The 26,638-nt window shown below is 71.0% G+C and carries 28 protein-coding genes; 19 read left to right on the top strand and 9 right to left on the bottom strand.

All coding sequences use genetic code 11. The features are described 5' to 3' along the window. Positions 1-15: 15 nt before the first annotated feature. A complete protein-coding gene (locus tag KUA19_RS32675; RefSeq protein ID WP_217402289.1) occupies positions 16-522 on the bottom strand; it encodes a helix-turn-helix domain-containing protein in 507 nt (168 codons plus the stop codon). Positions 523-892: 370 nt separating this feature from the next. Here KUA19_RS32675 and KUA19_RS32670 point away from each other — a divergent pair, with 370 nt between their 5' ends. Then, a complete protein-coding gene (locus KUA19_RS32670) occupies positions 893-1,552 on the top strand; it encodes an MSMEG_1061 family FMN-dependent PPOX-type flavoprotein (RefSeq protein ID WP_217402287.1) in 660 nt (219 codons plus the stop codon). A gap of 242 nt (positions 1,553-1,794) precedes the next feature. Here KUA19_RS32670 and KUA19_RS32665 read toward each other — a convergent pair whose 3' ends face one another. The 3 genes from KUA19_RS32665 to KUA19_RS32655 form a co-directional block, all read right to left on the bottom strand. Further along, on the bottom strand, positions 1,795-2,268 hold the full coding sequence (locus KUA19_RS32665; RefSeq protein WP_217402285.1) for a DinB family protein: 474 nt from the start codon (positions 2,266-2,268) through the stop codon (positions 1,795-1,797). Between the two features lie 170 nt (positions 2,269-2,438). Further along, complete coding sequence (locus tag KUA19_RS32660; protein ID WP_217402283.1) at positions 2,439-2,951, bottom strand: nucleoside deaminase; 513 nt, start codon at positions 2,949-2,951, stop codon at positions 2,439-2,441. Between the two features lie 362 nt (positions 2,952-3,313). Further along, positions 3,314-4,207: a hydroxymethylglutaryl-CoA lyase gene (locus KUA19_RS32655; protein WP_217402281.1), complete on the bottom strand. Its 894-nt coding sequence runs from the start codon at positions 4,205-4,207 to the stop codon at positions 3,314-3,316. A gap of 60 nt (positions 4,208-4,267) precedes the next feature. On the opposite strand from KUA19_RS32655, the gene KUA19_RS32650 reads away from it, so the two are divergent. The 10 genes from KUA19_RS32650 (at position 4,268) to KUA19_RS32605 (ending at position 14,377) form a co-directional block, all read left to right on the top strand. Beyond that, positions 4,268-5,461 (top strand): CaiB/BaiF CoA transferase family protein, encoded by a 1,194-nt coding sequence (locus KUA19_RS32650; protein WP_217402279.1) that lies wholly within the window; start codon positions 4,268-4,270, stop codon positions 5,459-5,461. Further along, positions 5,461-6,090: an isochorismatase family protein gene (locus tag KUA19_RS32645; protein WP_254550444.1), complete on the top strand. Its 630-nt coding sequence runs from the start codon at positions 5,461-5,463 to the stop codon at positions 6,088-6,090. The genes KUA19_RS32650 and KUA19_RS32645 overlap by 1 nt, the downstream gene beginning before the upstream one ends. Positions 6,091-6,171: 81 nt before the next feature. After that, a complete protein-coding gene (locus KUA19_RS32640; RefSeq protein ID WP_217402277.1) occupies positions 6,172-6,645 on the top strand; it encodes an alpha/beta hydrolase in 474 nt (157 codons plus the stop codon). Continuing rightward, complete coding sequence (locus tag KUA19_RS32635; RefSeq protein ID WP_217402275.1) at positions 6,642-7,157, top strand: DinB family protein; 516 nt, start codon at positions 6,642-6,644, stop codon at positions 7,155-7,157. The genes KUA19_RS32640 and KUA19_RS32635 overlap by 4 nt, the downstream gene beginning before the upstream one ends. A gap of 149 nt (positions 7,158-7,306) precedes the next feature. Then, on the top strand, positions 7,307-8,581 hold the full coding sequence (locus tag KUA19_RS32630) for a C39 family peptidase (protein WP_217402273.1): 1,275 nt from the start codon (positions 7,307-7,309) through the stop codon (positions 8,579-8,581). Continuing rightward, complete coding sequence (locus KUA19_RS32625) at positions 8,578-9,603, top strand: ABC transporter ATP-binding protein (RefSeq protein ID WP_308167777.1); 1,026 nt, start codon at positions 8,578-8,580, stop codon at positions 9,601-9,603. The genes KUA19_RS32630 and KUA19_RS32625 overlap by 4 nt, the downstream gene beginning before the upstream one ends. Further along, positions 9,600-10,598 (top strand): ABC transporter ATP-binding protein, encoded by a 999-nt coding sequence (locus KUA19_RS32620; protein WP_217402271.1) that lies wholly within the window; start codon positions 9,600-9,602, stop codon positions 10,596-10,598. The genes KUA19_RS32625 and KUA19_RS32620 overlap by 4 nt, the downstream gene beginning before the upstream one ends. Further along, the gene (locus KUA19_RS32615) at positions 10,582-11,583 is read left to right on the top strand and encodes an ABC transporter permease (protein ID WP_217402270.1); all 1,002 of its coding nucleotides are present in this window, start codon (positions 10,582-10,584) and stop codon (positions 11,581-11,583) included. The genes KUA19_RS32620 and KUA19_RS32615 overlap by 17 nt, the downstream gene beginning before the upstream one ends. A gap of 2 nt (positions 11,584-11,585) precedes the next feature. After that, a complete protein-coding gene (locus tag KUA19_RS32610) occupies positions 11,586-12,572 on the top strand; it encodes an ABC transporter permease (protein ID WP_217402269.1) in 987 nt (328 codons plus the stop codon). Between the two features lie 71 nt (positions 12,573-12,643). Then, complete coding sequence (locus KUA19_RS32605) at positions 12,644-14,377, top strand: ABC transporter substrate-binding protein (RefSeq protein ID WP_217402268.1); 1,734 nt, start codon at positions 12,644-12,646, stop codon at positions 14,375-14,377. 132 nt (positions 14,378-14,509) lie between these two features. On the opposite strand, the gene murQ is transcribed toward KUA19_RS32605, so the two are convergent. Together murQ and KUA19_RS32595 are read right to left on the bottom strand one after the other, a co-directional pair. Next, positions 14,510-15,421 carry an N-acetylmuramic acid 6-phosphate etherase gene (gene murQ, locus KUA19_RS32600; protein ID WP_217402267.1) on the bottom strand — a complete coding sequence of 304 codons (912 nt, stop codon included), beginning with the start codon at positions 15,419-15,421 and terminating at the stop codon, positions 14,510-14,512. 175 nt (positions 15,422-15,596) lie between these two features. Beyond that, positions 15,597-16,484 (bottom strand): MurR/RpiR family transcriptional regulator, encoded by an 888-nt coding sequence (locus KUA19_RS32595; RefSeq protein WP_217402266.1) that lies wholly within the window; start codon positions 16,482-16,484, stop codon positions 15,597-15,599. 201 nt (positions 16,485-16,685) lie between these two features. Here KUA19_RS32595 and KUA19_RS32590 point away from each other — a divergent pair, with 201 nt between their 5' ends. The 3 genes from KUA19_RS32590 (at position 16,686) to KUA19_RS32580 (ending at position 19,775) form a co-directional block, all read left to right on the top strand. Next, positions 16,686-17,966, top strand: a complete 1,281-nt coding sequence (locus KUA19_RS32590) for an extracellular solute-binding protein (protein WP_217402265.1) — start codon at positions 16,686-16,688, stop codon at positions 17,964-17,966. Positions 17,967-18,027: 61 nt separating this feature from the next. Next, complete coding sequence (locus KUA19_RS43365) at positions 18,028-18,954, top strand: carbohydrate ABC transporter permease (RefSeq protein ID WP_217402264.1); 927 nt, start codon at positions 18,028-18,030, stop codon at positions 18,952-18,954. Continuing rightward, complete coding sequence (locus tag KUA19_RS32580) at positions 18,951-19,775, top strand: carbohydrate ABC transporter permease (protein ID WP_308167776.1); 825 nt, start codon at positions 18,951-18,953, stop codon at positions 19,773-19,775. The genes KUA19_RS43365 and KUA19_RS32580 overlap by 4 nt, the downstream gene beginning before the upstream one ends. A gap of 116 nt (positions 19,776-19,891) precedes the next feature. On the opposite strand, the gene KUA19_RS32575 is transcribed toward KUA19_RS32580, so the two are convergent. Next, complete coding sequence (locus KUA19_RS32575; RefSeq protein ID WP_217402263.1) at positions 19,892-21,637, bottom strand: hypothetical protein; 1,746 nt, start codon at positions 21,635-21,637, stop codon at positions 19,892-19,894. A gap of 121 nt (positions 21,638-21,758) precedes the next feature. Here KUA19_RS32575 and KUA19_RS32570 point away from each other — a divergent pair, with 121 nt between their 5' ends. From KUA19_RS32570 to KUA19_RS32560, 3 genes are all read left to right on the top strand, one after another. Next, positions 21,759-22,415, top strand: a complete 657-nt coding sequence (locus tag KUA19_RS32570; RefSeq protein WP_217402260.1) for a hypothetical protein — start codon at positions 21,759-21,761, stop codon at positions 22,413-22,415. 70 nt (positions 22,416-22,485) lie between these two features. Further along, positions 22,486-22,785 (top strand): hypothetical protein, encoded by a 300-nt coding sequence (locus KUA19_RS32565; protein ID WP_217402258.1) that lies wholly within the window; start codon positions 22,486-22,488, stop codon positions 22,783-22,785. A 59-nt stretch (positions 22,786-22,844) separates the two neighbouring features. Continuing rightward, a complete protein-coding gene (locus KUA19_RS32560; protein WP_217402256.1) occupies positions 22,845-24,083 on the top strand; it encodes a mannosyltransferase family protein in 1,239 nt (412 codons plus the stop codon). Between the two features lie 15 nt (positions 24,084-24,098). On the opposite strand, the gene KUA19_RS32555 is transcribed toward KUA19_RS32560, so the two are convergent. Both KUA19_RS32555 and KUA19_RS32550 read right to left on the bottom strand, forming a co-directional pair. Then, positions 24,099-24,437 (bottom strand): alpha/beta fold hydrolase, encoded by a 339-nt coding sequence (locus KUA19_RS32555; RefSeq protein WP_217402254.1) that lies wholly within the window; start codon positions 24,435-24,437, stop codon positions 24,099-24,101. Between the two features lie 21 nt (positions 24,438-24,458). Next, positions 24,459-24,596 (bottom strand): hypothetical protein, encoded by a 138-nt coding sequence (locus tag KUA19_RS32550; RefSeq protein WP_217402251.1) that lies wholly within the window; start codon positions 24,594-24,596, stop codon positions 24,459-24,461. On the opposite strand from KUA19_RS32550, the gene KUA19_RS32545 reads away from it, so the two are divergent. Next, positions 24,595-24,930, top strand: coding sequence for a TetR family transcriptional regulator C-terminal domain-containing protein (locus tag KUA19_RS32545; RefSeq protein WP_217402249.1), 336 nt, complete (start codon positions 24,595-24,597; stop codon positions 24,928-24,930). The two genes, KUA19_RS32550 and KUA19_RS32545, sit on opposite strands and share 2 nt — an antisense overlap. A gap of 73 nt (positions 24,931-25,003) precedes the next feature. Continuing rightward, positions 25,004-26,554: a hypothetical protein gene (locus KUA19_RS32540; RefSeq protein ID WP_217402248.1), complete on the top strand. Its 1,551-nt coding sequence runs from the start codon at positions 25,004-25,006 to the stop codon at positions 26,552-26,554. Positions 26,555-26,638: the final 84 nt, after the last annotated feature.

Genomic DNA, 26,638 nt, shown 5'->3' with positions numbered 1-26,638 from the left:
AGTTTGCGGGTCGACTCATGGGTACGGATCCGACCCAACCTCGGCAGGGTCACATGGTGGCGGCTGTCCTCGACCCGGATCGTGCCGGTGGTGAACCGCACCGACGGCACCACCCGCCGCCGCGACCGAAACCGGGGAAACCCGACCCTGGGCCCGGCGCGGCGGCCACTGCGCGAGGCCGACCAGTTGCCCAACGCCCGCGCCAGACCGTCCAATCCGGTGTTGTACGCCTCTTTCGAGCACTGCGCCCACCCAGGGCGCGACCTGCGGCTTGGCCGCGTTCCAGGCGCGGCGCAGGGCGGGCAGGGTCCAGCCCAGTGCGGGGGTCAGCTGCGGGCCGGTCAGGCCGTAGGTGCGCTCGGCGGCGCGCTGGCCGAGGTTGGCGCGTACTGTGGCCAGGGCCCAGTTGAACGCGAACCGGCCGGCACCGGCATGCCGGTACAGGTCACGGTCCTGAGCCGGGCTCGGGTCCAGGGCGAAACGGTACGCCTGCACCACCACAGCACCGGCCACATCAGACACACGGCACACGCTAGACACCGGGTACGACAACACCGGCCACCACCAGCCAGGCACCACCCCGGCCGAGCACACCAACGACCACTGGAACACACCAAAGCTCACCTAACCACCAGCAGTTGAAAACCCCGGCGAAGATGGCCGGGCAACGGCATTCCCGGCGCCAAGTCGTTGCCGTGCCGAGACCACGGGAAGTCGGACAATTTCTGTGCTTCTGGACACGGTTTGACCGTGGCGTCTGACACCGCTTGATCGACGGTGAACGTCGTGTCCACGAGTTTCGACACCACCGCGTCGCCACCTGCGCCAAGATTCTGGCAGGTCAGTGGTCTGGTCACCTCGTCGGCCGGGTCGGTCCACTAGGGTCGGCGGTATGACGTCAGCCTCTGCCGCCAGTGCCTTCGACTCGCTGCGCCTCGACGCCGTGCCCGACCAGGAGACGCTGCGCCGGGCCTATGAACTGCCCAGTGACGCGGCCGTGCGGAAGCAGATGACCGAACTCACCGAGCAGACCCGGCGGTTGATCGGCTGCTCGTCGCTGGTCCTGGTCGCCAGCGTGGACGCCGAGGGCAACTGTGACGTCACCCCGCGCGGCGGCCCCGCCGGGTTCGTCGCCGTCCTGGACGCACGGACGGTGGCGATACCGGACGCGACTGGCAACAAGCGTCTGGACACCCTGCAGAACGTCATCGCCACCGGGCGGGCCGGGCTGCTGTTCGTCATCCCGGGGCGCACCACGACGCTGAGGGTGAACGGCCGGGCCTGCGTCTCCACCCGCCCCGAGCTGCTGTCGCAGCTGACCGCCGTGGGCAAGCCGCCGGCCAGCGCGCTGGTGCTGGGGATCGAGGAGGTCTACCCGCACTGCCCCAAGGCGCTGCTGCGCAGCGGGGCTTGGACGCCGGAGCAGTGGCTGCCGGCGGACGCCCAGCCGACCTCGGCCGAGGTGACGCTGGCCCAGCTGCGGATGCCGGAGCTGACGATCGCTGACATCGAGCAGGCGGAGGCGGACTCGCTGAAGTACCGGTACGAGTGACGGGCCGCACAGCGATCGTGCGAGCACTGCGGTCGCCCGGCGGGATCGTTGTCGCAACCGGAACCCGAGTGGCCAACGAGGATAGAACCCAGCACTGGTCGCGGGCTGCATGCCATCGGCTCACGCGCCCGAGGTACCTCTTGTGGCACTCGTTGGTGCCGGGTTGTCGGAGGCTGCCACTGCGTGCCGCGATCGCCGGGGCGCCCTGGGCCGGGGCACTCTGGCGGGTACGGTCCAAACGGTTACCGACCGGTCGATCCGTCGATGAGTTCACGCAGGATGTCAGCATGCCCGGCGTGCCGCGCGGTTTCCTCCAGCATGTGGCTGATGATCCAGCGCAGGTTGCACTGCGGCTGGTCGCCTGGCCGTCGGCACACCTCGTCGAGGTCCGCGTGCTCCACGATGGGCGCGACCCGAGACCACACCTGACGGTAGTTCTCCACGGCCGCCTCGACCGTGTCGCCGGGCTGGACTTTCTCGTCGGGCAACTCCACGTCCTGTCCGGCGAACCGGATGAGAAACCACGCGGACTCGGCGCCCGCCAGATGCTTGGTGAGCCACAGCAGGCTCGTCCCGCTGACCACCGGCGATTGTGCCGCGGCGGCGTCGTCGATGCCGACGACCTTGCGAACGAAGGACTCGCGGTGATACTGCAGCAGCGCGAGCAAGGTGGCGCGCTCATCGGTGACGAGCCGGGGAGGTCGTTGATCAGCCATGCCGTGAGAATGTCACCGCGGGGATGACGTGTCATCGGCCCGCATCTGTGACGCGCGCCATCACCACGACGGGCGCGACGAGGTGCGCCCACCGCACGGCGTGACCACCAGCAGGGTCCCGTCCCGTATTCGTCGAGCCCACATCGGACCAGAGCACGCGGACTCATCGCTCAGAGGTGGTCTGGCAGGGCCGCCATGCTCTCGGCGTACTGGCGTAATGACGCCTTGGCGGCGGTGAGGGCGTAGCGCCGGAACTGGTCGCGGCACTCCCGTCGAAGGTAGCCGCCGGTGACGACGGGTAGTTGAGAGAACGACATGGTCTGCCGGGCCGGCTGCCAGACGGCTGGGATACCGGCGGCACCGTCATCCGGCGCTTCCAGGCCGTAGTAGACCTGGGAGACGCCGAGTGCCATCGCCGCCCCAAGGCACATGAGACAGGGCTCCAACGTGATCGCAAGAGTCAGCGGATGCTCGCGGGGCTTCCAGCCAAGTCGCCGGTCGGCCGCTTCCATCGCGCTCAGGTCGGCGTGCACCAACCGTCGGCCCTGTGTCCGCTCCTGGGTGTACGCGCGTGCGATGATTTCGTCACCCATCGCGATGACCGCACCGACGGGCAACTCGCCGGCCCGCATGCCCTCCTCGGAAACGTCGAGTGCCAGAGCGACAAGTTCCTCGGGTGTCACGCCGGGATACTAGCCGCATGCGCACCTGCCGCGTGCGGCCGACAGCGAGAACTGCCTCCACCACCCAGGTGTCGAGAGCGGAACACCGCCAACGATCAGCCGCTACACCAATGGGATCGACGTCGACGGCGTCGGACCCGGTTGGGTTCTGATTCGGGTTCCCCCTCGGACACGCTCCTGCACCGACGCGCTGTTCGCGGCCCGAGATCAGCTGATGTCCGATCTGGCCGATTTCGCCGCCCGCCCCCGCTGACAGGAGGCTGCAGTTTCGGGGAAAGTGCGGGAATCCGGCTCATGATTCCTGCACTTTGCCCGAAACTGCACGAGAACCCGCCGCCCCGCCCCGCCGGGGTGGGGTGGGGTCAGCGTGAGGGGAAGAGGCCCGCGCGGCCGAGCATCGCCGGGGCGGTGATGGCCAGCTGGTCGGCGATCCAGGTGCCGGTGTCGGCCAGGCGCCCCGGGTCGGTGCCGGTGTCGACACCGGAGCGTTCCAGCAGCCAGGCCAGGTCCTCGGTGGCGATGTTGCCGGTCGCGGCGGGCGCGAACGGGCAGCCGCCGATGCCGCCGGTGCTGGCGTCCAGCGCCCCGAATCCGTGCTCCAGGGCCGCCATCGCGTTGGCGTAGCCGGTGTTGCGGGTGTTGTGGAAGTGCGCCCGCAGCGTGACGCCGTACGTCACCGAGCGCACCGCCGAGGCCAGTGCCGCGACCTGGCGCGGGACCCCGGCGCCGATGGTGTCGGCCAGGCAGATCTCGTCGGGCTGCCCGGCCAGGCCGAGCTCGGCGATCTCGCGTACCCGTTCGGTGGTGACCTCGCCGGTGAACGGGCAGCCGAACGCGGCGGCGATGGTCAGCGTGGTGCGCAGTCCGGCCTGCCGAGCGGCGACGCCGACGTCGGCCCACTGCGCCAGCGAGGCACGGGTGTCCATGCCCTGGTTGCGCTGGGAGAACTCGTCGGTGGCGACCACCACGTAGTTGATCTCGTCGACTCCGGCGCTGGCCAGGGCGCGGTCGAGGCCGCGCCGGTTGAGGACCAGGCCGATGTAGGAGACCTCGGCGGGGCGGGGGAGCGCGGCCAGCACCGCTTCGGCGTCGGCCAGCTGCGGTACGCGGGCCGGGTGGGCGAAGGCGACCGCCTCGACGCGGCGTACGCCCGCGGCGATCGCCCGGGTGATGTAGTCGACCTTCACGTCGGTGGGCAGCAGCGTCTTCTCGTTCTGCAGCCCGTCGCGGGGCCCGACCTCGACGATCTCCGACACGGGTGCTCCTTCAGTTGGTTCCTCTGGCGAAACGGTGTTTCCAAAGCATAGGATGCGGCGGTGACAGGGGCACTATCCGACATCAGGGTCATCGAGACCGGCACGCTGCTGGCAGGTCCGTTCTGCGGGCAGCTGCTGGGCGACTTCGGCGCAGAAGTGATCAAACTGGAGGACCCGGGCAAGGGCGATCCGATGCGCCAGTGGGGGCGCGAGAAACCGCACGGGCAGTCGCTGTGGTGGCCGGTGGTCGCCCGCAACAAGAAGTCGGTGACCTGCAACCTGCGTACGCAGGCGGGCCAGGACCTGCTGCGACGCCTGGTCGAGCGGTCCGACGTGCTGCTGGAGAACTTCCGCCCCGGCACTCTCGAACGCTGGGGCCTGGGCTACGAGCAGCTGTCGGAGATCAACCCGAGGCTGATCCTGGTGCGCGTCACCGGCTACGGGCAGACCGGCCCGTACTCGCCCCGGGCCGGGTTCGGCTCGATCGGCGAGGCCATGGGCGGCATCCGGTACGTCACCGGCGAGGCCGACCGGCCGCCGTCGCGCTCGGGCATCTCGCTGGGCGACTCGCTGGCCGCCACCTACGCCGCGTACGGCACGCTCGCCGCGCTGCACGCCCGCACCCGCACCGGGCGGGGCCAGGTCGTCGACTCAGCGATCTACGAGGCGGTGCTGGCGATGATGGAGTCGCTGGTCACCGAGTGGGCCGTGGCCGGATACCAGCGCGAGCGCACCGGTGCGATCCTGCCCAACGTCGCCCCCAGCAATGCCTACCCGACCGCCGACGGCAGCGAGGTGCTGATCGCCGCCAACCAGGACACCGTCTTCGGGCGGCTGTGCGAGGTCATGGGGACGCCGGAGCTGTCGGCCGATCCGCGCTACGCCACGCACGGCTCGCGCGGCGCCCACCAGGCCGAGCTCGACGATCTGATCAGCGCGTGGACGCGCACCCAGCAGTCGGACAAGCTGCTGGCGGCGCTGCACGAGGCGGGCGTGCCCGCGGGCGGCGTGTACACCGCCAAGGACATGCTCGCCGACCCGCACTTCGCCGCGCGCGAGGCGATCGTGAAGGTGCCGCACCCGGACTTCGGCGAGCTGCCCATGCAGAACGTCGCGCCCCGGCTGTCGGCCGACCCGGGCTCGGTCCGCTGGGCCGGACCGACCCTGGGCAGCCACAACGACGAGGTCTACGGGCAGCTGCTCGGGCTGTCCGAGGCCGAGCGAAGTGACCTGCGCGAGCAGGGGGTCATCTGATGGAGCTGGACGCCGACTACGCCGCCGCCGGGTTCGCCCGGCGGCTGGGCTGGGGGCGGCGGCCCGCGCTGCTGCTGGTCGACCCGGTGGTCGCGTACACGGTCGAGGGTTCGCCCCTGCACTTGAGCACCGGGACGGCCGCGGTGGGCGTGATGTCCGAGCTGCTCGCGGCCGCGCGCGCGGCGGGCGTCCCGGTGGTGCTGACCGGCGTCCGGTACGCCGACAGCAGCTGCGCCGAGGCGCCGCTGTTCGCCGCGAAGGTGCCGGTGCTGTCGGTGTTCGCGGCGGGCGGCCCGCTGGGGGAGTTCCCCGCCGAGCTCGCGCCCGCGCCCGGCGAGCACGTGGTGCTCAAGCACTACGCCAGCGCCTTCGCCGGGACCGCGCTGGCGGCGTGGCTGACCGCCAACGGAGTGGACACCGTCGTGGTCGGCGGCTTCTCGACCAGCGGGTGCGTGCGGGCGACCGCCGTGGACGCGCTGCAGCACGGGTTCCGGCCGATGGTGGTGCGCCAGGCGTGCGCCGATCGCGACCCGGGCCCGCACGAGTCGAACCTGTTCGACCTGGACGCCAAGTATGCCGACGTGGTGGACCTGGCCGACGCGCTGAAACGGCTGGCGGCTGCCGCCTGACGTTGGCACATAGATGGCATTGTTTCTCTGGTGGAAACAGTGTTCCACTGTGGGAACCGGTGTCCCAACAGAGGAGCATCCATGTTCGGGCGAGCGATCCTCGTCCACACGCTGCTCACCGGCGCTGCCGTGGGCACGGCGTCCCCGGCGGCGGCAGCCGACACGTCCGTGCCCGGCTCGTACGCGGTCGGCTACGTCGACGCGTCGGTGAGCGCGTCCGGCCGTTCCTTCAGTGCCCGCATCTACTACCCGGCCACGACCGCCGGGCAGAACGCCGCCGTCGCGACGGGCCGCTTTCCGGCCATCGCGTTCGGACACGGCTTCCTGCGGTCGGTCAGCAAGTACTACGGCACCATGCCGCACCTGGCCTCCTGGGGCTTCGTGGTCGTACGACGCCGTGTGGGGCACCGCCGCCCACGGCGACCCGCAGGTGCAGTTCGAAGCCGTGGCCTGACCGGCCGAGCGTCGCGGGCCGCCGCTCCATCGGGCGGCGGCCCGCTCCGGCCGAATGGGGCTGCGAGAGTTCGGCCGTTCGGGTACGGTCGGCCAACGTGAGCCAAGCGCGTATCCGCCCCGACTACACCGCCGACGAACGCACCCAGTTGCTCGGCTGGCTGCAGATGCAGCGCGACATCATCGCCTGGAAGTGCGAGGGCCTGTCCGATGTCGACGCCTACCGGCCGGTGCTGCCCGCGTCGCCACTGATGACCATGGCGGGCCTGCTGGCCCACCTGCGCTGGACCGAGCACTGCTGGTTCGAGGTGATCCTGCTGGGGCGCGGGGCCGAGCTCAACCCGCAGTTCGACCAGGACGGCGAGGACCTCGACATGAAGGTCGAGGGCGTCCCGCTGTCGCAGCTGGTCGCCGACTACCGGGCCCAGTGCGCCGCCTCCGACGAGATCATCGCCGCGCACTCGCTCGACGACACCGGACGCCACTCCGACTACAAGGCCTCCGCCGCGTCGGTGCGCTGGATCCTGCTGCACATGATCGAGGAGACCGCCCGGCACGCGGGGCACGCCGACGCCATCCGGGAACTCGCGGACGGACAGATCGGCTACTACTGAAGGGTTCGGACAGTACGCGCGGTAGTGCCGCGGAGCTGTGACCGAGCCGTGTCCATACGGCGCCATCTGGCTCTTGTAAAGAATCTCCGCCTGTGCCAGGCTTCCTGACCATATTCCTTCATCAACCTGTCGGGGATGGAGCCGGGAGCATGGATCGACGCACCGTACTGCGCGCCGCGGTCATCGCGGGTGGCGCGGCGGGGCTCCCACTGGGGGAGGACGCCATGGCAGCGGGCAAGCCGCAGCCGAACACCCGCGACATCAGACTGCACCGCTGGTCCGGCGCGGCCGGATTCGCCGCGGGCACCGGCGCGGGCACCGCCGTCACCGGCGACACCCTCGTCGTCGGTACCCCGGTCGGGCAGCTGACCTACCAGGACCCGCACACCGGCGCCGGCGCCGAGTTCGATTACGCCACCTGGACCTCGCCCTGGACCGCGCCCGGGTTCGCGGCCACCGAGGCGATCCCGTCCTGGAACGCGGCCGCACCGGCCGGGACCTGGGTCCAGATCGAACTGCGCGGCACCACCGAGGTGGGCACCACCACCAAGTGGTACCTGCTCGGCCGCTGGGCCGACGCCGACTCCGGCATCCGGCGCACCTCCGTGCCCGGCCAGGCCGACGCCGACGGCAACGTCTCGGTCGACACCTTCATCGCGGCCGCGGGCCGCGGCTGGACCTCCTGGCAGCTGCGGATCACGCTGCTGCGCCCGGCGGGCGGCACCCTCACCCCGGCCCTGCGTTCGGCCGGGGCGATGGCCTCGCGGCTGCCCGCACCCGGCAAGCTCACCGCCAGCACCCCCGCGCAGGCCCAGGGCACCGTGCTGGCCGTGCCGCAGTACTCCCAGAACGTGCACGACGGGCACTACCCGGAGTTCAACGGCGGCGGCGAGGCGTGGTGCAGCCCCACCTCCACCTCGATGGTCCTGGCCTGGTGGAACGCGCTGCCGGGCCCGGCCGACTACGCCTGGGTCGACGACGCCGATCCGGCGCCCTGGGTCGACCACGCCGCGCGGCAGACCTTCGACTACGCCTACGACGGCACCGGCAACTGGCCGTTCAACCCCGCCTACGCCGCCACGCGCGGCCTGGACGGTTTCATCACCCGGCTGCGCAGCCTCAACGAGGCCGAGGCGTTCATCGCCGCCGGCATTCCGCTGGTGCTGTCGGTGTCGTTCAAGAAGAGCGAGGTCCCGGGCCTGGACTACGGCACCAACGGGCATCTGCTGGTGCTGGTCGGCTTCAGCGCGACGGGCGACCCGGTGCTCAACGACCCGCACGCCACCACCGACGCCGGGGTCCGCAAGACCGCGGGCCGGGCCGCGTTCGAGTCGGCCTGGCTCGACAGCAGCCGGGGCGTGGTCTACGTGATGCGCCCGGCGACCGCTCCGCTGCCCGCCGCACCGGCGCAGGCGAACTGGTGAGCGTGCCGTACCTGCGGGTCGAGAACCTGACCGTGCGTCTGCGCAGCTCCGACGGAGTGGTGCGCGCGGTCAACGACCTGTCGTTCTCCGTGGCGCGGGGCCGCACCCTCGGCATCGTCGGCGAGTCCGGCTCCGGCAAGACCGTGACCGGGCTGGCCGTGATGGGCCTGCACGACGCCCGTCGCAGTGAGGTCGGCGGCCGGATCCTGGTCGACGGCGTGGACCTGCAGGCACTGCCCGAGTCGCAGCGGCGCAGGCTGCGCGGCGGTGACCTGGCGATGATCTTCCAGGACCCGCTGTCGGCGCTGCACCCGTACTACACCGTGGGGCGCCAGATCACCGAGGCGCACCGGGTGCACCAGCCGGGGGTCGGCCGAGCCGCCGCGCGCAGGCACGCGATCGACCTGCTCGGCCGGGTCGGCATCCCGCAGCCGCAGCGGCGCGTCGACCAGTACCCGCACGAGTTCTCCGGCGGCATGCGCCAGCGCGCGATGATCGCGATGGCGCTGGTCAACAACCCGAAGGTGCTGATCGCCGACGAGCCGACCACCGCGCTGGACGTGACCGTGCAGGCGCAGATCCTCGACCTGCTGGCCGACCTGCAACGCGAGTACCAGTCCGCGATCATCATGATCACCCATGACCTGGGCGTGGTGCGGCAGGTCGCCCACGACGTGCTGGTCATGTACGGCGGCCGCGCCGTCGAGCAGGGCAGTGCCGCGCAGGTGCTCGGCGACCCGCAGCACCCGTACACGTGGGGCCTGCTGGCCAGCGTGCCCAGCCTGCACGGCCGGGTCACCGACGACCTGGTGCCGATCCCGGGCAACCCGCCCAGCCTGGTCCACCTGCCCGCCGGGTGCGCCTTCCACCCGCGCTGCCGGTTCGCCGACCGCACCGGCGGCGCCAGCCGGGAGCGCGTGCCCGAACTGCTGCCGTCCGGCGAGGCCGGGCACCTGGCCGCCTGCCACCTGCCCGCCGCCGACCGGCGCGCGGCCCGCACCGAGACGGGGGTGTCGGCATGACCGCGCCGTTGTTGCGGGTCGAGGGGCTGACCAAGGAGTTCGCCGCACGCGGCGGACCGCCGGTGCAGGCCGTGTCCGGGGTGGACCTGGAAGTCGCGCCCGGTGAGGCGCTGGGCCTGGTGGGGGAGTCCGGCTGCGGGAAGACCACCACCGGCCGGATGCTGGTGCGGCTGCTGGAACCGACCGCCGGGAAGATCACCTTCGACGGCCGGGACATCACGCACCTGCGCGGACGGGCGCTGCGTCCGCTGCGCAGGGACGTGCAGATCGTGTTCCAGGACCCGTACGGCTCGCTCAACCCGCGCCACACCGTGGGCCAGATCGTGGCGATGCCGCTGGAGGTCAACGGGATCAAGGTGTCCGGCGGCACCCGCCGCCGCGTGCAGGAGCTGCTGGAACTGGTCGGGCTCAACCCCGAGCACTACAACCGCTACCCGCACGAGTTCTCCGGCGGCCAGCGCCAGCGCATCGGCATCGCCCGCGCGCTCGCGCTCAACCCGCGCCTGATCGTGGCCGACGAGCCGGTCAGCGCCCTGGACGTGTCGGTGCAGGCGCAGGTGGTCAACCTGCTGCGCGGTCTGCAGCGTGACCTGGGGCTGACGTTCGTGCTGATCGCGCACGACCTGGCCGTGGTGCGGCACTTCTGCCAGCGGGTCGCGGTGATGTACCTGGGCAAGGTCGTCGAGTCCGGCGACCGGGAGGACATCTACGCCGCGCCGCGGCACCCGTACACCCGGGCGCTGCTGTCGGCCGTGCCGGAGCTCGGCGAGAGCGGCCAGGGGCGCATCCGGCTGACCGGCGAGGTGCCCGCGCCCACCGACCCGCCGTCGGGCTGCCGGTTCCGGACCCGGTGCTGGAAGGCGCAGGACCTGTGCGCCACCGCCGAACCCGAGCTGATCCCGCGCGAGGGCAGCCGCCAGGCGGTCGCCTGTCACTTCCCGGAGCCCGAGTCCGCACTCGCAGAAGGCGAGGCCGCCCATGGCGATGCCGACTGAGGTCGACCTGAACCTCGCCCCACCCCCGACCGACCCCGTCGCGGCGGCCGCGCCGGAGGTCGCCGGGCGGTCGCCCGGTCAGCTGGCCTGGGCGCGGCTGAAGCAGGACAAGGTCGCCGTGGCCGGGGCGGTCGCGATCGTGCTGATGCTGCTCATCGCCCTGGCGGCGCCGCTGATCGAGTGGGCGTACGGGATCAGCCCGAACGCGCAGTTCCAGGACCGGCTGGACCGGTTCGGCATGCCGCTGGGCTACGCGGGCGGGGTCGACGGCGACCACTGGTTCGGCCTGGAGCCGGGCCTGGGCCGCGACATCTTCATCCGCATGGTCTACGGCATACGGACGTCACTGCTGATCGCGACCGCGGCCGCCACGTTGACCAGCGTCATCGGTGTGCTCGTCGGCCTGGCCGCGGGCTATCTGGGGCGCTGGGCCGACGCGGTGCTGGGCTGGGTGATGGACTTCGCGCTGGCGATGCCGTTCATGGTGTTCGCGCTGGCCGTGGTGCCGACGGTGGCGCTGCGCTTCTATGGGCCGCGCGACGACATCCCGCCGCTGTTCCGAGGCGTCGTGCTGGTCGGGATCTTCGCCGTGTTCGGCTGGACGGGCACCGCCCGGCTGGTGCGCGGCCAGGTGATGTCGCTGCGCGAGCGGGAGTTCGTCGAGGCGGCCCGCGCCGCCGGGGCGGGACTGGGGCACATGCTGTTCAAGCAGCTGCTGCCGAACCTGTGGGCGCCGATCCTGATCTCGTTCTCGCTGGCCCTGCCCAACTACGTCACCGCCGAGGCGGCACTGTCGTTCCTGGACGTCGGCATGGTCGAGCCCATCCCCGACTTCGGCCGCATGATCGACCGCAGCATCGACTACCTGCAGACCGACCCGGCGTACGTCTTCTTCCCGGGCATCACCATCTTCGTGATGGTGCTGGCCTTCAACCTGTTCGGTGATGCGCTGCGCGACGCGCTCGACCCCCGATCGTCGAGGTAGGCATGTTCCGTTTCGTGGTCAAGCGACTGCTGTCGGCGGTGCTGGTCCTGTTCGCGGTCAGCATGCTGAGCTTCCTGATGTTCTTCGCGCTGCCCGGCGACCCGGTCAGCGGCATGTGCCCGAAGAACTGCAACGCCGAGCGCCTGGAGCGGGTGCGGGTCGAGCTGGGCCTGCGCGACCCGAAGCTGGTGCAGTACGTCGGCTATGTGAAAGGCATCTTCGTCGGCCGGGACCTGGGCACCGCCCAGGGCGGCCACTGCGACGCGCCCTGCCTGGGCTTCTCCTACATCCGCAGCGAGGCGGTCACCGACACCTTCAAGCGGGTGCTGCCGGTGACGCTGAGCATCGTGATCCCGGCGGCGGTGCTGTGGCTGGTGCTCGGCGTCGGGCTCGGCATGATCTCGGCGTTGCGTCGGGGGACCCTGCTGGACCGGCTGTCGGTCGGGTTCGCGCTGACCGGGGCGTCGTTGCAGCTGTACTTCGTCGGCGCGGTGCTGCTGCTGGTGTTCACGTACACGCTGCACTGGATTCCGGTGCCGCACTACACGCCGCTGCTGGAGAATCCGCTGGACTGGGCCTCCGGACTGGTGCTGGCGTGGGTGGCGCTGGCCTTCCTGTTCTCGGCGATCTACGCACGGCTGTCGCGGGCGCAGATGCTGGAGACGCTGTCGGAGGACTTCGTGCGTACCGCCCGCGCCAAGGGCCTGTCGCCGTGGCAGGTCAACGGGCGGCACGCGCTGCGGGCGGCGATCACCCCGCTCGTCACCATCGCGGGCCTGGACGTCGGCTCGGCGCTGGGCGGCACCTTCATCACCGAGACCACCTTCGGCCTGCAGGGGCTGGGCCGCACGACGGTCGACGCCGTGCACGCCGGGGACCTGCCGACCGTGATGGGCACCGTGATCCTGTCGGCGGTGTTCGTGGTGGTCGCCAACATCGTCGTCGACCTGCTGTACGCGGTCATCGATCCGCGAGTACGGCTGCGTTGACGATCCGGGCGGCCCGGTCCGCAATACCGGGCCGCCCGTCACCTCTCATGCACACCGAAGGGGAACTTCAGATGAGGACACGAGCGGCATCCGCCGCGGGCGCAGCGCTGGCGCTGCTCCTGCTCGCGGCGTGCACCGAGAATAAGGGCGAGGGCCCGGCGGTCGACGTCAACCGGCAGAGCACCGGCGTCATCGCCACCGACCCGGCCCAGTCCAAGGGCCCGGCGGCCGAGGTCGCCGGCGCCGTCAAGGGCGGCACCTTCCACATCCTGCGCCAGTCGGCGATCTCGCACCTGGACCCGCAGCGCATCTACTCGTTCGTCGGTCTGATGACCTCGCCGCTGTACGCGCGGTTCCTGACCACCTGGAAGGACGACGGCAAGGGGCACCTGACGCTGGTCGGCGACCTGGCCGAGACGCCCGGCACCGACGTCAACAAGGACTGCAAGGTCTGGGAATTCAAGATCAAGGACGGGGTGAAGTACGAGGACGGCAGCGCGATCTCCGCCAAGGACATCGCCTACGGCATCTCCCGCGCCTTCAGCCCCGACTACAGCGGCGGCCCGACCTACGTCCAGGAGTGGCTGGCCGACTCGCCCCAGTTCGACAAGGCCTGGGACTTCAAGGCCAACAAGGGCTCGTTCCCGCCGGGTCTGACCGCTCCCGACGACAAGACGCTGCGGTTCACCTTCGCCAAGAGCCACTGCGACCTGCCCTTCGCGGTGTCGCTGCCGTACACGGCGCCGGTGCCGCAGGCCAAGGACACCGGTCTGGGGCTGGACACGCAGCCGTTCTCGTCCGGGCCGTACAAGGTCACCAAGAACACCGTCGGCACCGAGATCGTGCTGGAGCGCAACACGAACTGGGACCCGGCCACCGACCCGGTGCGCCACCAGTACCCGGACAAGTTCGTGTGGTCGTTCGGCGCCGACCCCGACGCCCAGGCCAACCGGATCATCGCCGACAGTGGCGACGACCAGTCCGCGCTGGGCTGGGGTGGCGTGCCGGCCTCGCTGGTCGGCAAGACCATCTCCGACGCGTCGCTGAAGTCGCGCTCGATCCTGTCGCCGACCCCGTCGGCCAACCGCCTCACCATCAACACGCTGCGGGTCACCGACATCAACGTTCGCCGCGCGCTGAACTACGCCATCGACCGTGACGGCCTGATCAAGTCGCTGGGCGGTGACACCGTGGCCGCGCCGATGACCACGCTGATGCCGTCCTCGACGCTCGGTTTCGTCAACTACGACGCCTACCCGGCGGGCCCGACCGGCAACGTCGAGAAGGCCAAGGAGCTGCTGGCGGGTAAGACGCCGGAGCTGGTGCTGGGCGTGCTCGACACCGACGCCGAGACCGGGGCGCAGCTCGAGGCCAACCTGGAGAAGGCGGGCTTCAAGATCACGGTCAAGCTGATCCCGGCCGACGCCAAGCTCGACGAGACCAGCAAGAAGAACAACCCGTGGGACCTCTACATCGACTCCTGGGCCGCCGACTGGCCCAGCGGTGCCTCGATCCTGCCCGTGCTCTTCGACGGCCGCACCGTCAAGGACGAGGGCAACAACAACCGGTCGTTCCTCAACGACGACAAGATCAACGCCGAGTTCGACCGGGTGCTGGCGATGGACCCGTCCGCGCAGGCGCCCGAGTGGGCCAAGCTCGACAAGAAGCTGATGGAGGACGACGCCCCGGCGGTGCCGCTGTACGTCGACGTGGCGTACTACCTGCACGGCTCCAAGGCCGGCGGCATCTTCGTCTCCAGCATCTTCGGGTACCCGGCCTTCGTGGACGCGTACGTGAAGTCCTGATCGCGAAATGATGCGGGGGTGGTCGGCGGCGTCCCGTCGACCACCCCCGCACCGCACCCCGCCCCGTGGGGTGGGCCCGGCCGCATGGCTCTGGCATGCGGCCGGACGGTTTCAGGAAGGCTGTTCAGAACCTCACGCGGACGCGCTGAGCGCGTCGCGCAGGCTACCGTCGGCCGCGGCGAGACGACGCCTGGCGGTCGCGGCGTCGACGCCGAGTTGCAGCACCAGCACTGCCACCGGCACCGAGCCCTGGGCGGCCCGCAGCGCCGTGTCGACCTCCAACTCGCCCCGGCCGGTGATCAGCTCCACCAGGCGGTGCGCCCGCGCGTAGAGCTTCTGGTTGGTCGCGTTCATGTGGACCATCAGGTTGCCGTACGTCCGGTGCAGCCGGATCATCACCAGCGTCGACAGCGTGTTGCAGACCAGCTTCTGCGCGGTGCCCGCCTTCAGCCGGGTCGACCCGGCCAGCAGCTCCGGCCCCACCACGACCTCGATGCCGATCTCGGCGTCGGCCGCCAGCGGCGTGCCGGAGTTGCACGCCACGCCCACGGTCAGCGCCCCGAGTGCCCGCGCGTGCCGCACCCCGCCCACCGTGTACGGCGTGGTCCCGCTCGCCGACAGGCCGACCACACTGTCGAGTTCGGTGAGGTCGATGCCGGTCAGGTCCGCCACGGCCATCTCGACCGAGTCCTCGGCCGCCTCCACCGCCGAGATCAGCGCGCCCGGTCCGCCCGCGATGAGGGCCCGGACCAGGCCGGGCCCCACTCCGAAGGTCGGCGGGATCTCGCTCGCGTCCAGCGTGCCGATCCGGCCGGCGCTGCCCGCGCCCAGGTAGATGAGCCGCCCCCCGCGACGCATCCGGTCGGAGATGGCGTCCACGGCCGCGGCGATCTCGGTCGCGACCTCGGCCATGGCGTCCGGCACCGTCCGGTCCTGGGCCGTCATGAGCCGGACGAGGTCGGGCGTGGACAGCAGGTCCAGGTCTTCCGTCCCGGCGAGGCGCCGTTCGGTGACCGGCATCGTCATCGCTTGACCGTCGGTCATCAGTCCCCCAAGTTCATGCACTGGTAGGCGCCGCTGCCGCGCGGCGCCCGGGTTCCGACTGGCATCGTCCCCCGAGGGGGTGGAGAAAAGCAATACAGATGTTTGTATGCGTGAAGAATTCTTTCATTGCCAGGACATGTCAGACCAATGACATGTCGGTTCGCAATGTGAGCGCTCAGCTCCTCGGCCGTGGCCGGTGCTCGGCCATGTAGTCGCTGACGGCCTCCCGGGTCAGCTTCAGTGCCTGCTCGGAGGTGGCGAAGGTGCGCTGGGTGATGCCGACGAACAGGCAGTCGACCAGCAGCAGCTGGCTGATCCGAGAGGCCATCGCGCCCGGCCGGAACGAGGTCTCCCGGCCCGCCGACACCAGCGTGTGGTCGGCGGTGCGGGCCAGGTTGGACCACGGGTTGTTGGTGATCGCCACGGTCGTGGCCCCGGCCAGCCCGGCCTGGCGCAGCGGCTCGATGATGTCGGGCGTCTCGCCGGAGGTGGAGATGCCGATCGCCAGGTCGCCCTTGCGCAGCAGCGGGGCACTGGTCAACGCCTGGTGCACGTCGGTGAAGGCATGCCCGGACATGCCGATGCGCAGCAGCTTCTGCGCCATGTCGGCGGCGACCAGGCCGGACGCGCTCACCCCGTAGATGTCGATGCGGCGGGCGCCGATCGCCGCGGTGACGACCGTGTCCAGCAGGTCCGGATTGAGCTGGGCGGCCGTGTCCGACAGCGCCTCGATCTCGGAGCGGGTCACCTTGGCGATCACGTCGGACAGCGGGTCGGTCAGGCCGAGGTCGCCGGGGACCAGGCGGTCCGGTTCGGCCCGTGCCGCGGCGGCGGCCAGAGCCAGGCGCAGTGGGGCGTACCCGGAGAAGCCGAGCATGCGGGCGGTGCGCACGATCGTCGCCTCGCTGACGCCGGAGTTGGCGCTCAGCTCCGTGATGGTGCTGCGCGCCACCGTGGCGGGGTCGTCCAGGATCAGCCTCGCGATGACCTGCGCCGACGGCGTCAGCGAGGGCAGCACCGCGCGCACGCTGGCGACAAGGTGGTCGGGCTGGGTCTCGGTCATGCGGTCATCTCCTCGGCGAACTTCGGCCAGCGACCCATCTTCGCTGACGGGAGCCCTGGCCACAATCAGCGGCCGAATAATTCCTTCATGGAGATTGACGGATAGGGAGATTCCTGCCATCGTGGCGCTGTCCGCCTGGCGGATCCTACGCTGGTCGGCTTGATTCTATTTCGTCTATAGACGCTGTTAGGAGTTGATGGAATGAAGGCACGACTCCTCGCCGCCGCTGCGGCTGCCGCCCTGCTCCTGGGCGTTGCGGCCTGTGGCGACGACGCCGGATCGGACGACCCCAACGCCGGCGGTGAACTGACCGTCTGGCTTCAGGTCGAGGCACAGAACCTGTGGCCCAAGACCGTCGAGGCCACCAACGCGAAGCTCAAGGAGAAGTACCCCAACGTCAAGGTGACCGTGGCGTACCAGACCTGGCCGGAGCACCTGGCCAAATTCGACGCCGCGGCGCAGGCGGGCTCCGCTCCGGACGTGATCGAGCTCGGCTCCACCGAAATGGGCCTCTACATGGCCGCAGGGGCGTTCAGCGACCTCACCGCCCACCGCGGGGAGTTCGACAACAACACCACCTGGGTCAAGGCGCTGGAGGACTCGGCGACCTACCAGGGCAAGCTCTACGGCATCCCGTACTACGGCGGCGACCGCGCGGTGATCTACCGCAAGGACCTGCTGGCCGAGGTGGGCGTCACCGAGCCGCCGACCACCTGGGCCGGGCTCATGGACCTGGTCAACAAGCTCAACGCCAAGCACGCCAAGGACCCGACGTTCAGCTCGTTCTTCCTGCCGGGCCAGCACCAGTACGCGGCGATGCCGTTCGTCTACGACGCCGGCGGCCAGGCCGCCAAGCTCGGCGCCGACGGCAAGTGGGACGCCACCTTCAGCAGCCCCGAGGGCATCGCGGGCCTGAAGAACTGGAAGTCGCTGATGGACGCCGGCTACAAGGGCGACCGCACCATCAACGACCTCACCGCGTTCAGCACCATGGTCGCGGGCAAGGCCGCCATGTTCTACGACTCGGCCGGCCAGATGAAGAAGGTCTTCGGCGCCGACGGCGACGCCAAGCTCAAGGAGCAGATCGGCACCTTCCGGCTGCCCAGCCCCACCAAGGCCGACGGTTTCGTGCCGGCCTTCATGGGCGGCTCCGACGTCGCCGTGACCGCCAAGAGCAAGCACCAGGAGTGGGCGCGGGCCTGGATCGCCGCGTACCTCGGCAGCGGCTCGCAGCAGGCGTTCGTCGACGCCGGCTTCCTGGCCAACACCAAGGGCATCGTCCCCAGCGACCCGCAGATGAAGGGTTACGTCGACAGCCTCGCCGATACCTGGACGCTGCCACCGGCCAAGAACTGGGCCCAGGTGGAAAAGAACAAGATCGTGCTTAACATGCTCGTGGACATCGCCACGGGCAAGCAGACCGTCGAAGCCGCCACCGACGCGGGCGACAAGGCCATCGAGGCGTTGCTGAACGCCGGCTGATCCACCCGGTGCGGCGGGCGCGGACTTTCCGTGCCCGCCGCATCCCGTACGAAAGGAAGCCGTGGCCGTCACCGTCGCCACCCACGCCGCAGGTCCGGTGCCCGCGCCGCGCCGACCGCGCCGCCCCCGGCTGCCGTTCCTGCTCATCGCGCCCGCCGCGGCCATCCTGCTGCTGGTGCAGGCATACCCGCTGGCCCGCGTGGCCGCCCTGTCGTTCCAGGGCTGGGGCCTGGCCCAGATCTTCTCCGACGAGGCCGCCCCCTTCGTAGGCCTGGACAACTTCGAACGCATCCTGACCGACCCGGTCTTCTGGGCCGCGCTGCGCCGCACGCTGGTGCTCACCGCCGCGATGGTGACCCTCACCATGCTGTTCGGCGTCGGTATCGCGCTGCTGATGGAGCGCCTGCCCGCCTGGCTGCGCCGCGTGGTCATGTCGGTGCTGGTGCTGGCCTGGGCGGTGCCCACGTTCGTCTCGACCCAGGTGTTCGCCTGGATGACCCAGCAGAACTTCGGCATCTTCAACCACCTGTTCGGCCTCGGGCAGCACAACTGGTACGTCAACCCGGTCGAGGGCCTGTCGGTGGCCACCGCGGTGGTCGTCTGGGGCGCCGTCCCGTTCATCGCCGTCACCACGTACGCCGGGCTCACCCAGGTGCCGGGGGAGTTGGTCGAGTCGGCCCGGATGGACGGGGCGTCGGGGTGGCAGGTGCTGCGCCGGGTCACGCTGCCGCTGCTGAAGCCGGTGCTCGGCATCCAGATCGTGCTGTCGGTGATCTGGGACTTCCAGGTCTTCAACCAGATCTGGCTGCTGCGCAACGCCTCGCCGGAACCGGAGTACCAGACGCTGGGCATCTACGCCTACATGCAGGCCTACCAGGGCCACGACTACGGCTACGCGGGCGCGGTCGCGCTGGTGACGGTGCTGCTGCTGGCCGTCGTGCTGGTCGTGTACGTCCGCCAGCTCATCCGGATGGGAGATCTCGCGTGAGGCGGGTGCTGCGGGGCGTCTACGCCCTCCTCGGGCTCGTGGTGGCCGTCGTGTGGCTGTTCCCGGTGTACTGGATGGCCACCACCGCGATCAAACCCGGCCGCGACATGTACGCCGCCGAGCCGCAGCTCATTCCCCTGCACCCCACCATGCAGCACATCAACCGGGTGCTTGACGACCCGGCGTTCTGGCAGGCGCTGCGCAACAGCGCCACGGTCACCGCGATCACGGTCGTGTTCGCGATGGCGGTGGCGTTCCTGTCGGCGGTGGCGGTGGCGCGGTTCAACTTCCGCGGCCGCAAGGCGTTCCTCGCCTCGGTGCTGGTCGTGCAGCTGGTGCCGCACGTGGCGCTGATCATCCCGCTGTTCCTGACCCTGAGCGGGCTCGGCTTCGCCGACAGCCTGACCGGCTTGGTCGTGGCGTACCTGGCGTTCGCGCTGCCGTTCGCGGTGTGGACCATGCGCGGCTTCGTCTCCGGCGTGCCCCGCGAGCTGGAGGAGGCCGCGATGATCGACGGCTGCACGCCGCTGGAGGCGTTCCGGCGGGTGACGCTGCCGCTGGTGCTGCCCGGCCTCATCGCCACGTCGATCTTCACGATGATCCTGTCTTGGAACGAGTACCTGGTCGCGTACTTCCTGACGAGCAGTCCGGACCGGTACACGCTGCCGCTGTGGCTGACGCACTTCATCACCTCGGAGGGCGCCGAGTTCGGGCCGCTGATGGCCGGGTCGACGCTGATCGCGCTGCCGGTGGCGATCTGCTTCGCCCTCGCCCAGCGCAACCTGGCCCACGGCCTCACCGCGGGCGCCGTCAAGGGCTGACCCGGCGCGCCACCCGCGATCGTGGTCGCGGGTGGCGCGCTGTGGGGCTGCCGGCCTGATCGCCGTGTGCGGTCAGATTGGACGGTTCGGACCTACGTCGTGACCGCAGACGGCGATCAAGCTGAGTTCGAGTCGCGGTGATCGCCGTCTGGGGTCGCTGTGCGGGCGGCCGCTGCGAGTTTCGCCCAGGTGCTCGAGTGCATCGCGGTCCAGCTGTCGATGATCCGGACCCGGGCGGGTGCGGTGGGGTCGCCGGGGTGCGCGGCGAGGTGATCGTGATGGCGGCGGCGGTACTCGCCGAGTGCGAGCCATGCCACGATCTGGCGTAGGCCGGTCGGGCAGCCGTCGTGAAGCAGCGGTTCGGCCAGTTGCTCGGTCGCGACGATGGCAGCCGCGTTGGCGTCGATGAAGGCGGCCAGGTGCGTCATCGCGCCGACGTCGTCGGAGTTCTCCCAGGCGGAGAGGTAGTCGCAGACGTCCGGTTCGAGCCGGGTGAGGGCGGCCAGTAGCCGGCCGGGGTCGCCGGGCAGCACGCCGTACAGGACTGCCGCCCAGTGGGCTCGGGCGAACGAGCGTACGGCGGCGAGCTCCGCCGGTGGCCAGCTCCGGGCGCCGTGCCGGTCGAGGCTGCCATAGAGGGCCGTGGCGGCGGCCGGGTCGGCGGACGTGGTCACCGGTCTGAACAGCGCGGGCAGCAGCCGCTTGAGCGCTGCGGGCGTCGGTGCCGTGGCGGCGGCGCAGAGCGGTTCGACGGTCGGGGCTTCGGCCGGATCGGTGCCACGGTAGGGCGCGAACACCTGTTGGACGCGGGCGGTCGCCTCGCGCAGCGCGGTGGAGGCGCCGGTGGGTGAGGGCAGGATGCCGACGTCTTGCCGCGGGTCCCAGTGCGTGGCGTAGCGCAGTAGCGATTCGGCCAGTTCCGGGTGGCTGTCCGCCCACACGTCGTCGAACAGGAACCACTGCTCGAAGCCGAAGAACTCGTCGGCGTGCAGCGCCATCTGCGCGAGATGCTCGTCAACCTCAATCAGCGTCTGCTCCGGGTCGCGCCGGTGTGGCGCCCGGTCGGGCCGGTCGGGTACGGGCTGACCGGCGGTGGTGCCGTCGAGCAGGGCGTCGGCGCCCGCTCGCCACCAGCGGTTGGCGCGTTCCAGCGCCGGTCGGAGGGTCTGCTCGCCGTCGACGGTCAGCGTGCGCAGCAGCCGCAGCTGGTCTGGCCAGTCGCGGCAGTCCTGCGGCGGGGTCTGGCGCAGGCACCGGGCCAGGTCGGGCAGGCGTACGCCGGGGAAGATCAGCGGTTGGGGGCACCGCATGCTGTCGCCCGATACGTCGTCGTTGTCGGCCAGCACGACCGCGTAGGTGCGGCCGGTTCCGTCGGCGCCTGGCAGCGCGACGATGCGGGCCAGGGCGCCCGCCTCGAAGACGGGGTCCGGGTTCTCGAGGGTGTGCGCGGGCAGCGGCCAGGCCTCGTGCAGCGGGTACGCCCACCGGCGCGGGTCGGCGGCCACGGCCGCGTCGTCGACGAAGAAGTAGGCGAGCTGTGCCTCGTCGTCGTTGGTCTTGGCGCGCAGGGCGTGGCCGTCGAAGCGCAGCGCCGCCGGCATGTCCTCCTCCAGCCACAGGTGCTCGTAGAGCTGGGCGAACAGTTCCTCCCAGGTGCGGGGTTCGGGCAGGTCGTGCTCGGCGGCGGCCTCGAAGATCGAGGTCAGGCCGTAGACGTCGTCGTCCAGTTCCTCCTCGGTCCACCTCTCGGGGTCCTCGGTGTGCCAGCCGCGGCGGAACCAGTCCAGCACGGTGTCGTCGGGCAGCCGCCGGACGTGCTTGCTGAGCGGGCCGTGGTAGTGCGACCGGTAGACCAGGTACATGGCCGCAGATCGTAGGCCCGGCCGCCGACAGAATGCCGGGAACCAGCGGTATCGATGGGGCGACTACCCGTGACAGGACGCCGACCAGCCGGTGACGATGTCACTGCGGGACGGGGGTGTGATGAGCGCGTGGCAGTACATCCTCCTGGCCGGGCTGGGCGCTTTCCACGGCCTCAACCCGGGCATGGGGTGGTTGATCGCGGTCGCGGCCGGGTTGCGCGAGAGCAGCCGGACCGCGGCGCTGCGGGTGCTGTTGCCGGTCGCGGGTGGACACGCGCTGTCGGTGTTCGCGGTGGCGACCCTGGTTGGCCTGGCGGTGTCGGTCGGCGGCGCCCAGCTGGTGGCGATCGTCGGCGGTGCGCTGCTGGTCGGGTTCGGGCTGTGGCAGCTGCGGGCCGGGGGCCATCTGCACTGGCGCGCGCTGCGGCCGACCGGGCGGCAGCTGGTGGGCTGGTCGTTCCTGATGTCGTCGGTGCACGGCGCCGGGCTCGCGCTGCTGCCGGTGCTGGTCGCGGTGCCGGTGACCGCGGCCGGGGGACACCACCACGGTGCCGTGGCGGCGGGCGGCCAGGTGTCGGCGCTGACCGGGTTGGCCGCGACGGCGGTGCACACCGCCGCGATGGTGGTCGTGGCGGCCGCGATCGCGCTGGTCGTGCTGCAGGTGCTGGCGGTGCGGGCGCTGCGGGTGTCGTCGTGGCTGGATCTGGACCGGGTGTGGGCGGTGGCGCTGATCAGCTCCGGCGCCATCACGATCGCGCTGGCCCTGCTGGGTCACTGACACCAGAATGCCATGATTTATAACCATTAGAAGGATTCCACGGCTGTCGATGGCGCGTACGGTTGACGGCATGTGTGATCTCAACGAGCAGGAGACCGCCACCGTCGTCGACGCGCTCACCGGCATCCGCGCCCTGGCCGACCGGCTGGGTGAGCACGTCAACTCGATCACCGAGACCAACTACATGCGGCACGAGGAGCTGGCGGTGCTGCTGGCCGAGCTGCGCGACGCCACCGAGTCCGCCCGCGCGTGGGTCGCCGCCAAGCCCCTCGCGCACGCGGGTCACGAGCACGCGGGTCACGAGCACGCGGGTCACGAGCACGCGGGTCACGAGCACCACGACCACCACGAGCACGACCATCACCACTGACGTCGCGCTCAGCCGTTCGTATCTGTCCAAAAAAGATGGTCGCCGCTATCGTCGCGGACATGCCTGAAGCGACAGAGGTCGATGCGAGCGCGGCCGCGGCCGACGAGCGGCCCGACGCCACCGAACCGGCGCGCTCGGTGGCGTCGGGCTGGCGGGAGTCGGCCCGCGCCGGACTCGTGACCTGGGCGGCAGGCCTGCTGCTGTACGCCGTCACCACCTATGTCGCCTGGCTGCCCGTACAGGACCTCCCGGCCAAGGCGGGCAACCCGCCGACCGGACTCGGCGGCGCCCTCGACGCCTGGAACCGGTGGGACGTCGCCTGGTATCTGCCCATCGCCGACACCGGCTACCAGCCCGATCCGCTGCGGGCCGCGTTCTTCCCGCTGTATCCGATGCTGGTGCGCGCCGTGCGGACGGTCACCACGCTGACCACCTTCCACGCCGCGATGCTGGTGTCGGTGCTCGCGTGCCTGGCCGCGCTCATCCTGCTGCACCGGCTCGCCACCGAGCTGCTCGACGCCGAGCACGGTCGCCGGGCCGCGTTCTACCTGCTGGCCTTCCCGACAGGGCTGTACCTGGTCGCGGCGTACAACGAATCGCTGTTCCTGGCGCTGTCGGTGGGTGCGCTCTACTGCATGCGGCGCGGCCGGTGGTGGTACGCGGGACTGCTGTGCGGCCTGGCGGGGGCGACCCGGCTGACCGGCCTGCTGCTGGGCCTGGCCTTCGGGTACGAGTATCTGCGCCGGCGCGACTGGTCGGTGCGGCGCGTGCGGTGGGACGTGCTGGCGGCGCTGCTCGTGCCCGCGGGCGTCGTCCTGTTCGCCCTGCACCTGCACCGGGTGCTCGGCAACGCGACGGCCTTCCTGGACGCGCAGAAGCACTGGTTCCGCGATGGCTACCAGGCACCGTGGACGACCTACCGCGAGGTCGTCCGGCTGATCTCCGAGGGCACGATGTCCCACCCGGACACCGTCCGCAACACGGTGAACCTGGTGACCTCGGTCGGCTCGCTGGTGCTGCTGGCGCTGGCCGTCGTCGGGCCGTGGAAGCTCGGGCGGGGTGGGCACTACCTGATCGCGTTCGCGCTGCCCGCGATGCTGCTGCCGGTGGTGAACCCGGTCCACAACTACTACCCGCTGGCCTCGGTCTGGCGATACTTCCTGGAGTGCGTTCCCGCGTTCCTGGTGCTGGCCCGGATGGGCGGCAGCCGGACCTTCGACCGGATCTACCCGGTCGCCGCGATCGGCCTGCAGGGCGTCATGGTGGTGACCTTCGTCCAGAACAACTTCGTCGGCTGAGGGCCGGTGGGCGCGTCACCTCCCGGGCAGGTGCCGCGACATCTCGCCGACGAGGTCCGCCCACAGCGGTTCCGGCAGGTCGTGACCCATTCCCGGGTATTCGACCAGCCGTGACCCGGGGATCGCCCGCGCCAGGGCCTTCGGCCCGCTCGGCCGCACCAGCGGATCGTCCTCGCCGTAGACGATCAGCGTCGGGGCGGTGATCCGGCTCAGGTCGAGCGTCTTCCGGCTGCCGCGCCCCGCCGCCAGCTGCCGCCGCTCGGCTCTCGGGTCGAACGGCCGCCGGTCGTAGCCACGGCGGGCCACGTCACGCGCCCATGCCTCGTCGAAGGCGCCACGAGGTGAGGCGAGCATCCGCAGCAGGTCGACGATCCGCTACTCCTGGCCCGCCCGGTCGACGCCGTGCCCCAGGCGGCCCATCTTCAGCACCGACCCGAACCTGATGTGCCGCAGGGCCAGCAGACTGGCCGAGGCGGGCATGCTCATCAGCGCGGTCAGGCTGCGGACCCGCATGGCCCGCACCCCCGACCCCACCGACCGGGCCGTCGGGCTCCGGGTGATCATCGACGAGATGCTTCCGTTCGACGACGATCGGCGGCTGACCTCCGCGGCCACCACGGCCCTGCTCGCCTACAGCGCGACCGAACCGCCCGCGGCCGAGATCATGCGCGCCGCGTACGCCGGGGCGTACACGTTCTTCGAGCGAGCCTTCGACCGGGAGGCCGCGATCGGGCTGTACGCCGTGGTCAGCGGCCTGCAGGGGCCGCTGCTCCTTGGCGCGGTCACCCCGGCGCAGGCGCAGGTCATCGTGGACGCGGCGCTGGCCTCCGCGAAGCTCGGCACTTAGGTAGGGTGATCGTTCGCGGCGCGGTACGGGTCTCTCGCACCGAGCGGCGACCCCCTCGCCCCCGGAGAGCCAGATGTCCGCCATTGACGCAGCACCACCCGTCGCCGCACCGCAACGGGCCGCGGCACCCCGCCCGCCACGGCGGGTCCGGGTCTCGCCGTATCTGATCGTCTCCGCCGTGCTCGTCGCCTACGCCGCGCTGATCGCCTGGCGGCAGCCGTGGATCGGCGACTTCGGCCTGCACGCGGCGGTCGTCGAACGGCTCCGGCAGGACCTGCTCAACCCCGGCGACCCGATGATCGACGCGGACCTGGGCAGCCCGTACTACTCCCCGTACACCGTGCTGCTCGGTCTGGTGGCCCGGCTCACCGGCGCGACGGCCGTCACGGTGCTCACCGTCGCCGCGCCGGCCTGCGTGGCGTTCCTGCTCTACGGCATCCGCTGCTTCGTCCGGGCGTTCACCCCGAGCAGGTGGGCGCCGGTGCTGGCGGTCGCCGTCCTGCTGCTGCTCTGGGGGGCGGGCACGCCGTCGTGGAGCGGCTTCCTCAACCTGCGCGGGCTGCCGTACATCATGCCGTACCCGAGCACGGTCGCCCTCGGTCTGACACTCCTCTGGCTCGCCCTGCTGGTGCGCACGCCCGACGATGCCCGGTTCGGCCGCTGGGCCCTGATCGGCCTGCTCTTCGGCACCATCGCGCTGATCCACCAGTTCACCGGCTTCGAAGCCGCCATCGCCGCCGTGGGGCTCATGCTGCACCGGCTGCGGGGCCTGCGGGCGGCCCGCGTCGCCACCGCGATCACCGCCGCCGCGGCCCTGATCCTGGCCTGGCCGTACTACTCGATGCTCGAGGTCGGGGGTGCGGTCGGCGGGTTCGACGACGTGCACCGACCGCTCTACCAGCACCTGTGGTCGGTGTACGCCCTCCCGCTGGCCCTCTGCCTGCCCGCGCTCGCCCTCCGGGTGCGCCGCCGACTGCTGGACCCGCTGGCGTGCGTGTTCGTCCTCGCCGTGACGGTGGTCGCGGTGGGCGGGCTGACCGGCCACTGGTCCACCGGCCGCGCCTGGCCGCTGGTGATGGTGGCGGCCCAGGTCGCCCTCGCGGTCGAGCTGACCGACGCCCTCTCGACCCGCGGTGGTCCCGCCCGGTCCCCGCGCACCATCGCGCTTTACGCGTGGGCCACCGCAGTCGTGGTGGGCTGCGCCCTGGGCGCGCACTACCAGTTCAACGCCGTCGTCATGGTCCCGGACGGCAAGAGTGTCCGGTTCGCCGACCGCACCTCCTGGCTCACCGACCGCCTCAGCCCAGGGGATGTGGTCGTCACCGACTCCGTGGGGCTGGACCGGAACCTGCTCGCCCACGGCGTGCGGTTCGTCACGCCGCCGTGGCCCCACCCGCTGCCCGGCCAGCTCACCGACCTGCTGGAACGCGACGCGGCGCTGGCCGAGCTGACCGCGCCCGGCACCCCGGAGGCCCGCCGCCGGGAGCTGGTCCGGCAGTTCCGGGTGCACTGGATCATCGACACCCACGGCACCTGGTCCTGGGCCGACGCCCTGGCCACGGAGATCGTCGCCGGACCCGGCAAGCAGCGCCTGCTCAGGCTCGCCGACCCGGACCCGCGCTGACCACCCTGAGGCTTCGGCCCCGCCCCGCGCGAGGCGGGACCGAAGGATCACCTCGACGAAACCGGCGCCCGGGTGACGGCCCCG

This window comes from Catellatospora tritici (assembly GCF_019083965.1).
In the GTDB taxonomy this organism is placed as follows: Bacteria; Actinomycetota; Actinomycetes; order Mycobacteriales; family Micromonosporaceae; genus Catellatospora; species Catellatospora tritici.
Note: the sequence above shows the minus strand (reverse complement) of the source record. Positions and strands in the feature narration are given on the sequence as shown.

What these genes read in the sequence shown, in the direction of transcription:
- KUA19_RS32670 (WP_217402287.1), top strand. Translation starts at nt 893, where the DNA reads ATGACGTCAGCCTCTGCCGCCAGTGCCTTCGACTCGCTGCGCCTCGAC.
- KUA19_RS32665 (WP_217402285.1), bottom strand. Translation starts at nt 2,268, where the DNA reads ATGGCTGATCAACGACCTCCCCGGCTCGTCACCGATGAGCGCGCCACC.
- KUA19_RS32645 (WP_254550444.1), top strand. Translation starts at nt 5,461, where the DNA reads ATGGAGCTGGACGCCGACTACGCCGCCGCCGGGTTCGCCCGGCGGCTG.
- KUA19_RS32640 (WP_217402277.1), top strand. Translation starts at nt 6,172, where the DNA reads ATGTTCGGGCGAGCGATCCTCGTCCACACGCTGCTCACCGGCGCTGCC.
- KUA19_RS32630 (WP_217402273.1), top strand. Translation starts at nt 7,307, where the DNA reads ATGGATCGACGCACCGTACTGCGCGCCGCGGTCATCGCGGGTGGCGCG.
- KUA19_RS32620 (WP_217402271.1), top strand. Translation starts at nt 9,600, where the DNA reads ATGACCGCGCCGTTGTTGCGGGTCGAGGGGCTGACCAAGGAGTTCGCC.
- KUA19_RS32615 (WP_217402270.1), top strand. Translation starts at nt 10,582, where the DNA reads ATGGCGATGCCGACTGAGGTCGACCTGAACCTCGCCCCACCCCCGACC.
- KUA19_RS32610 (WP_217402269.1), top strand. Translation starts at nt 11,586, where the DNA reads ATGTTCCGTTTCGTGGTCAAGCGACTGCTGTCGGCGGTGCTGGTCCTG.
- KUA19_RS32605 (WP_217402268.1), top strand. Translation starts at nt 12,644, where the DNA reads ATGAGGACACGAGCGGCATCCGCCGCGGGCGCAGCGCTGGCGCTGCTC.
- murQ (WP_217402267.1), bottom strand. Translation starts at nt 15,421, where the DNA reads ATGACCGACGGTCAAGCGATGACGATGCCGGTCACCGAACGGCGCCTC.
- KUA19_RS32595 (WP_217402266.1), bottom strand. Translation starts at nt 16,484, where the DNA reads ATGACCGAGACCCAGCCCGACCACCTTGTCGCCAGCGTGCGCGCGGTG.
- KUA19_RS32590 (WP_217402265.1), top strand. Translation starts at nt 16,686, where the DNA reads ATGAAGGCACGACTCCTCGCCGCCGCTGCGGCTGCCGCCCTGCTCCTG.
- KUA19_RS32575 (WP_217402263.1), bottom strand. Translation starts at nt 21,637, where the DNA reads ATGTACCTGGTCTACCGGTCGCACTACCACGGCCCGCTCAGCAAGCAC.
- KUA19_RS32570 (WP_217402260.1), top strand. Translation starts at nt 21,759, where the DNA reads ATGAGCGCGTGGCAGTACATCCTCCTGGCCGGGCTGGGCGCTTTCCAC.
- KUA19_RS32565 (WP_217402258.1), top strand. Translation starts at nt 22,486, where the DNA reads ATGTGTGATCTCAACGAGCAGGAGACCGCCACCGTCGTCGACGCGCTC.
- KUA19_RS32560 (WP_217402256.1), top strand. Translation starts at nt 22,845, where the DNA reads ATGCCTGAAGCGACAGAGGTCGATGCGAGCGCGGCCGCGGCCGACGAG.
- KUA19_RS32555 (WP_217402254.1), bottom strand. Translation starts at nt 24,437, where the DNA reads ATGCTCGCCTCACCTCGTGGCGCCTTCGACGAGGCATGGGCGCGTGAC.
- KUA19_RS32545 (WP_217402249.1), top strand. Translation starts at nt 24,595, where the DNA reads ATGGCCCGCACCCCCGACCCCACCGACCGGGCCGTCGGGCTCCGGGTG.
- KUA19_RS32550 (WP_217402251.1), bottom strand. Translation starts at nt 24,596, where the DNA reads ATGCGGGTCCGCAGCCTGACCGCGCTGATGAGCATGCCCGCCTCGGCC.
- KUA19_RS32540 (WP_217402248.1), top strand. Translation starts at nt 25,004, where the DNA reads ATGTCCGCCATTGACGCAGCACCACCCGTCGCCGCACCGCAACGGGCC.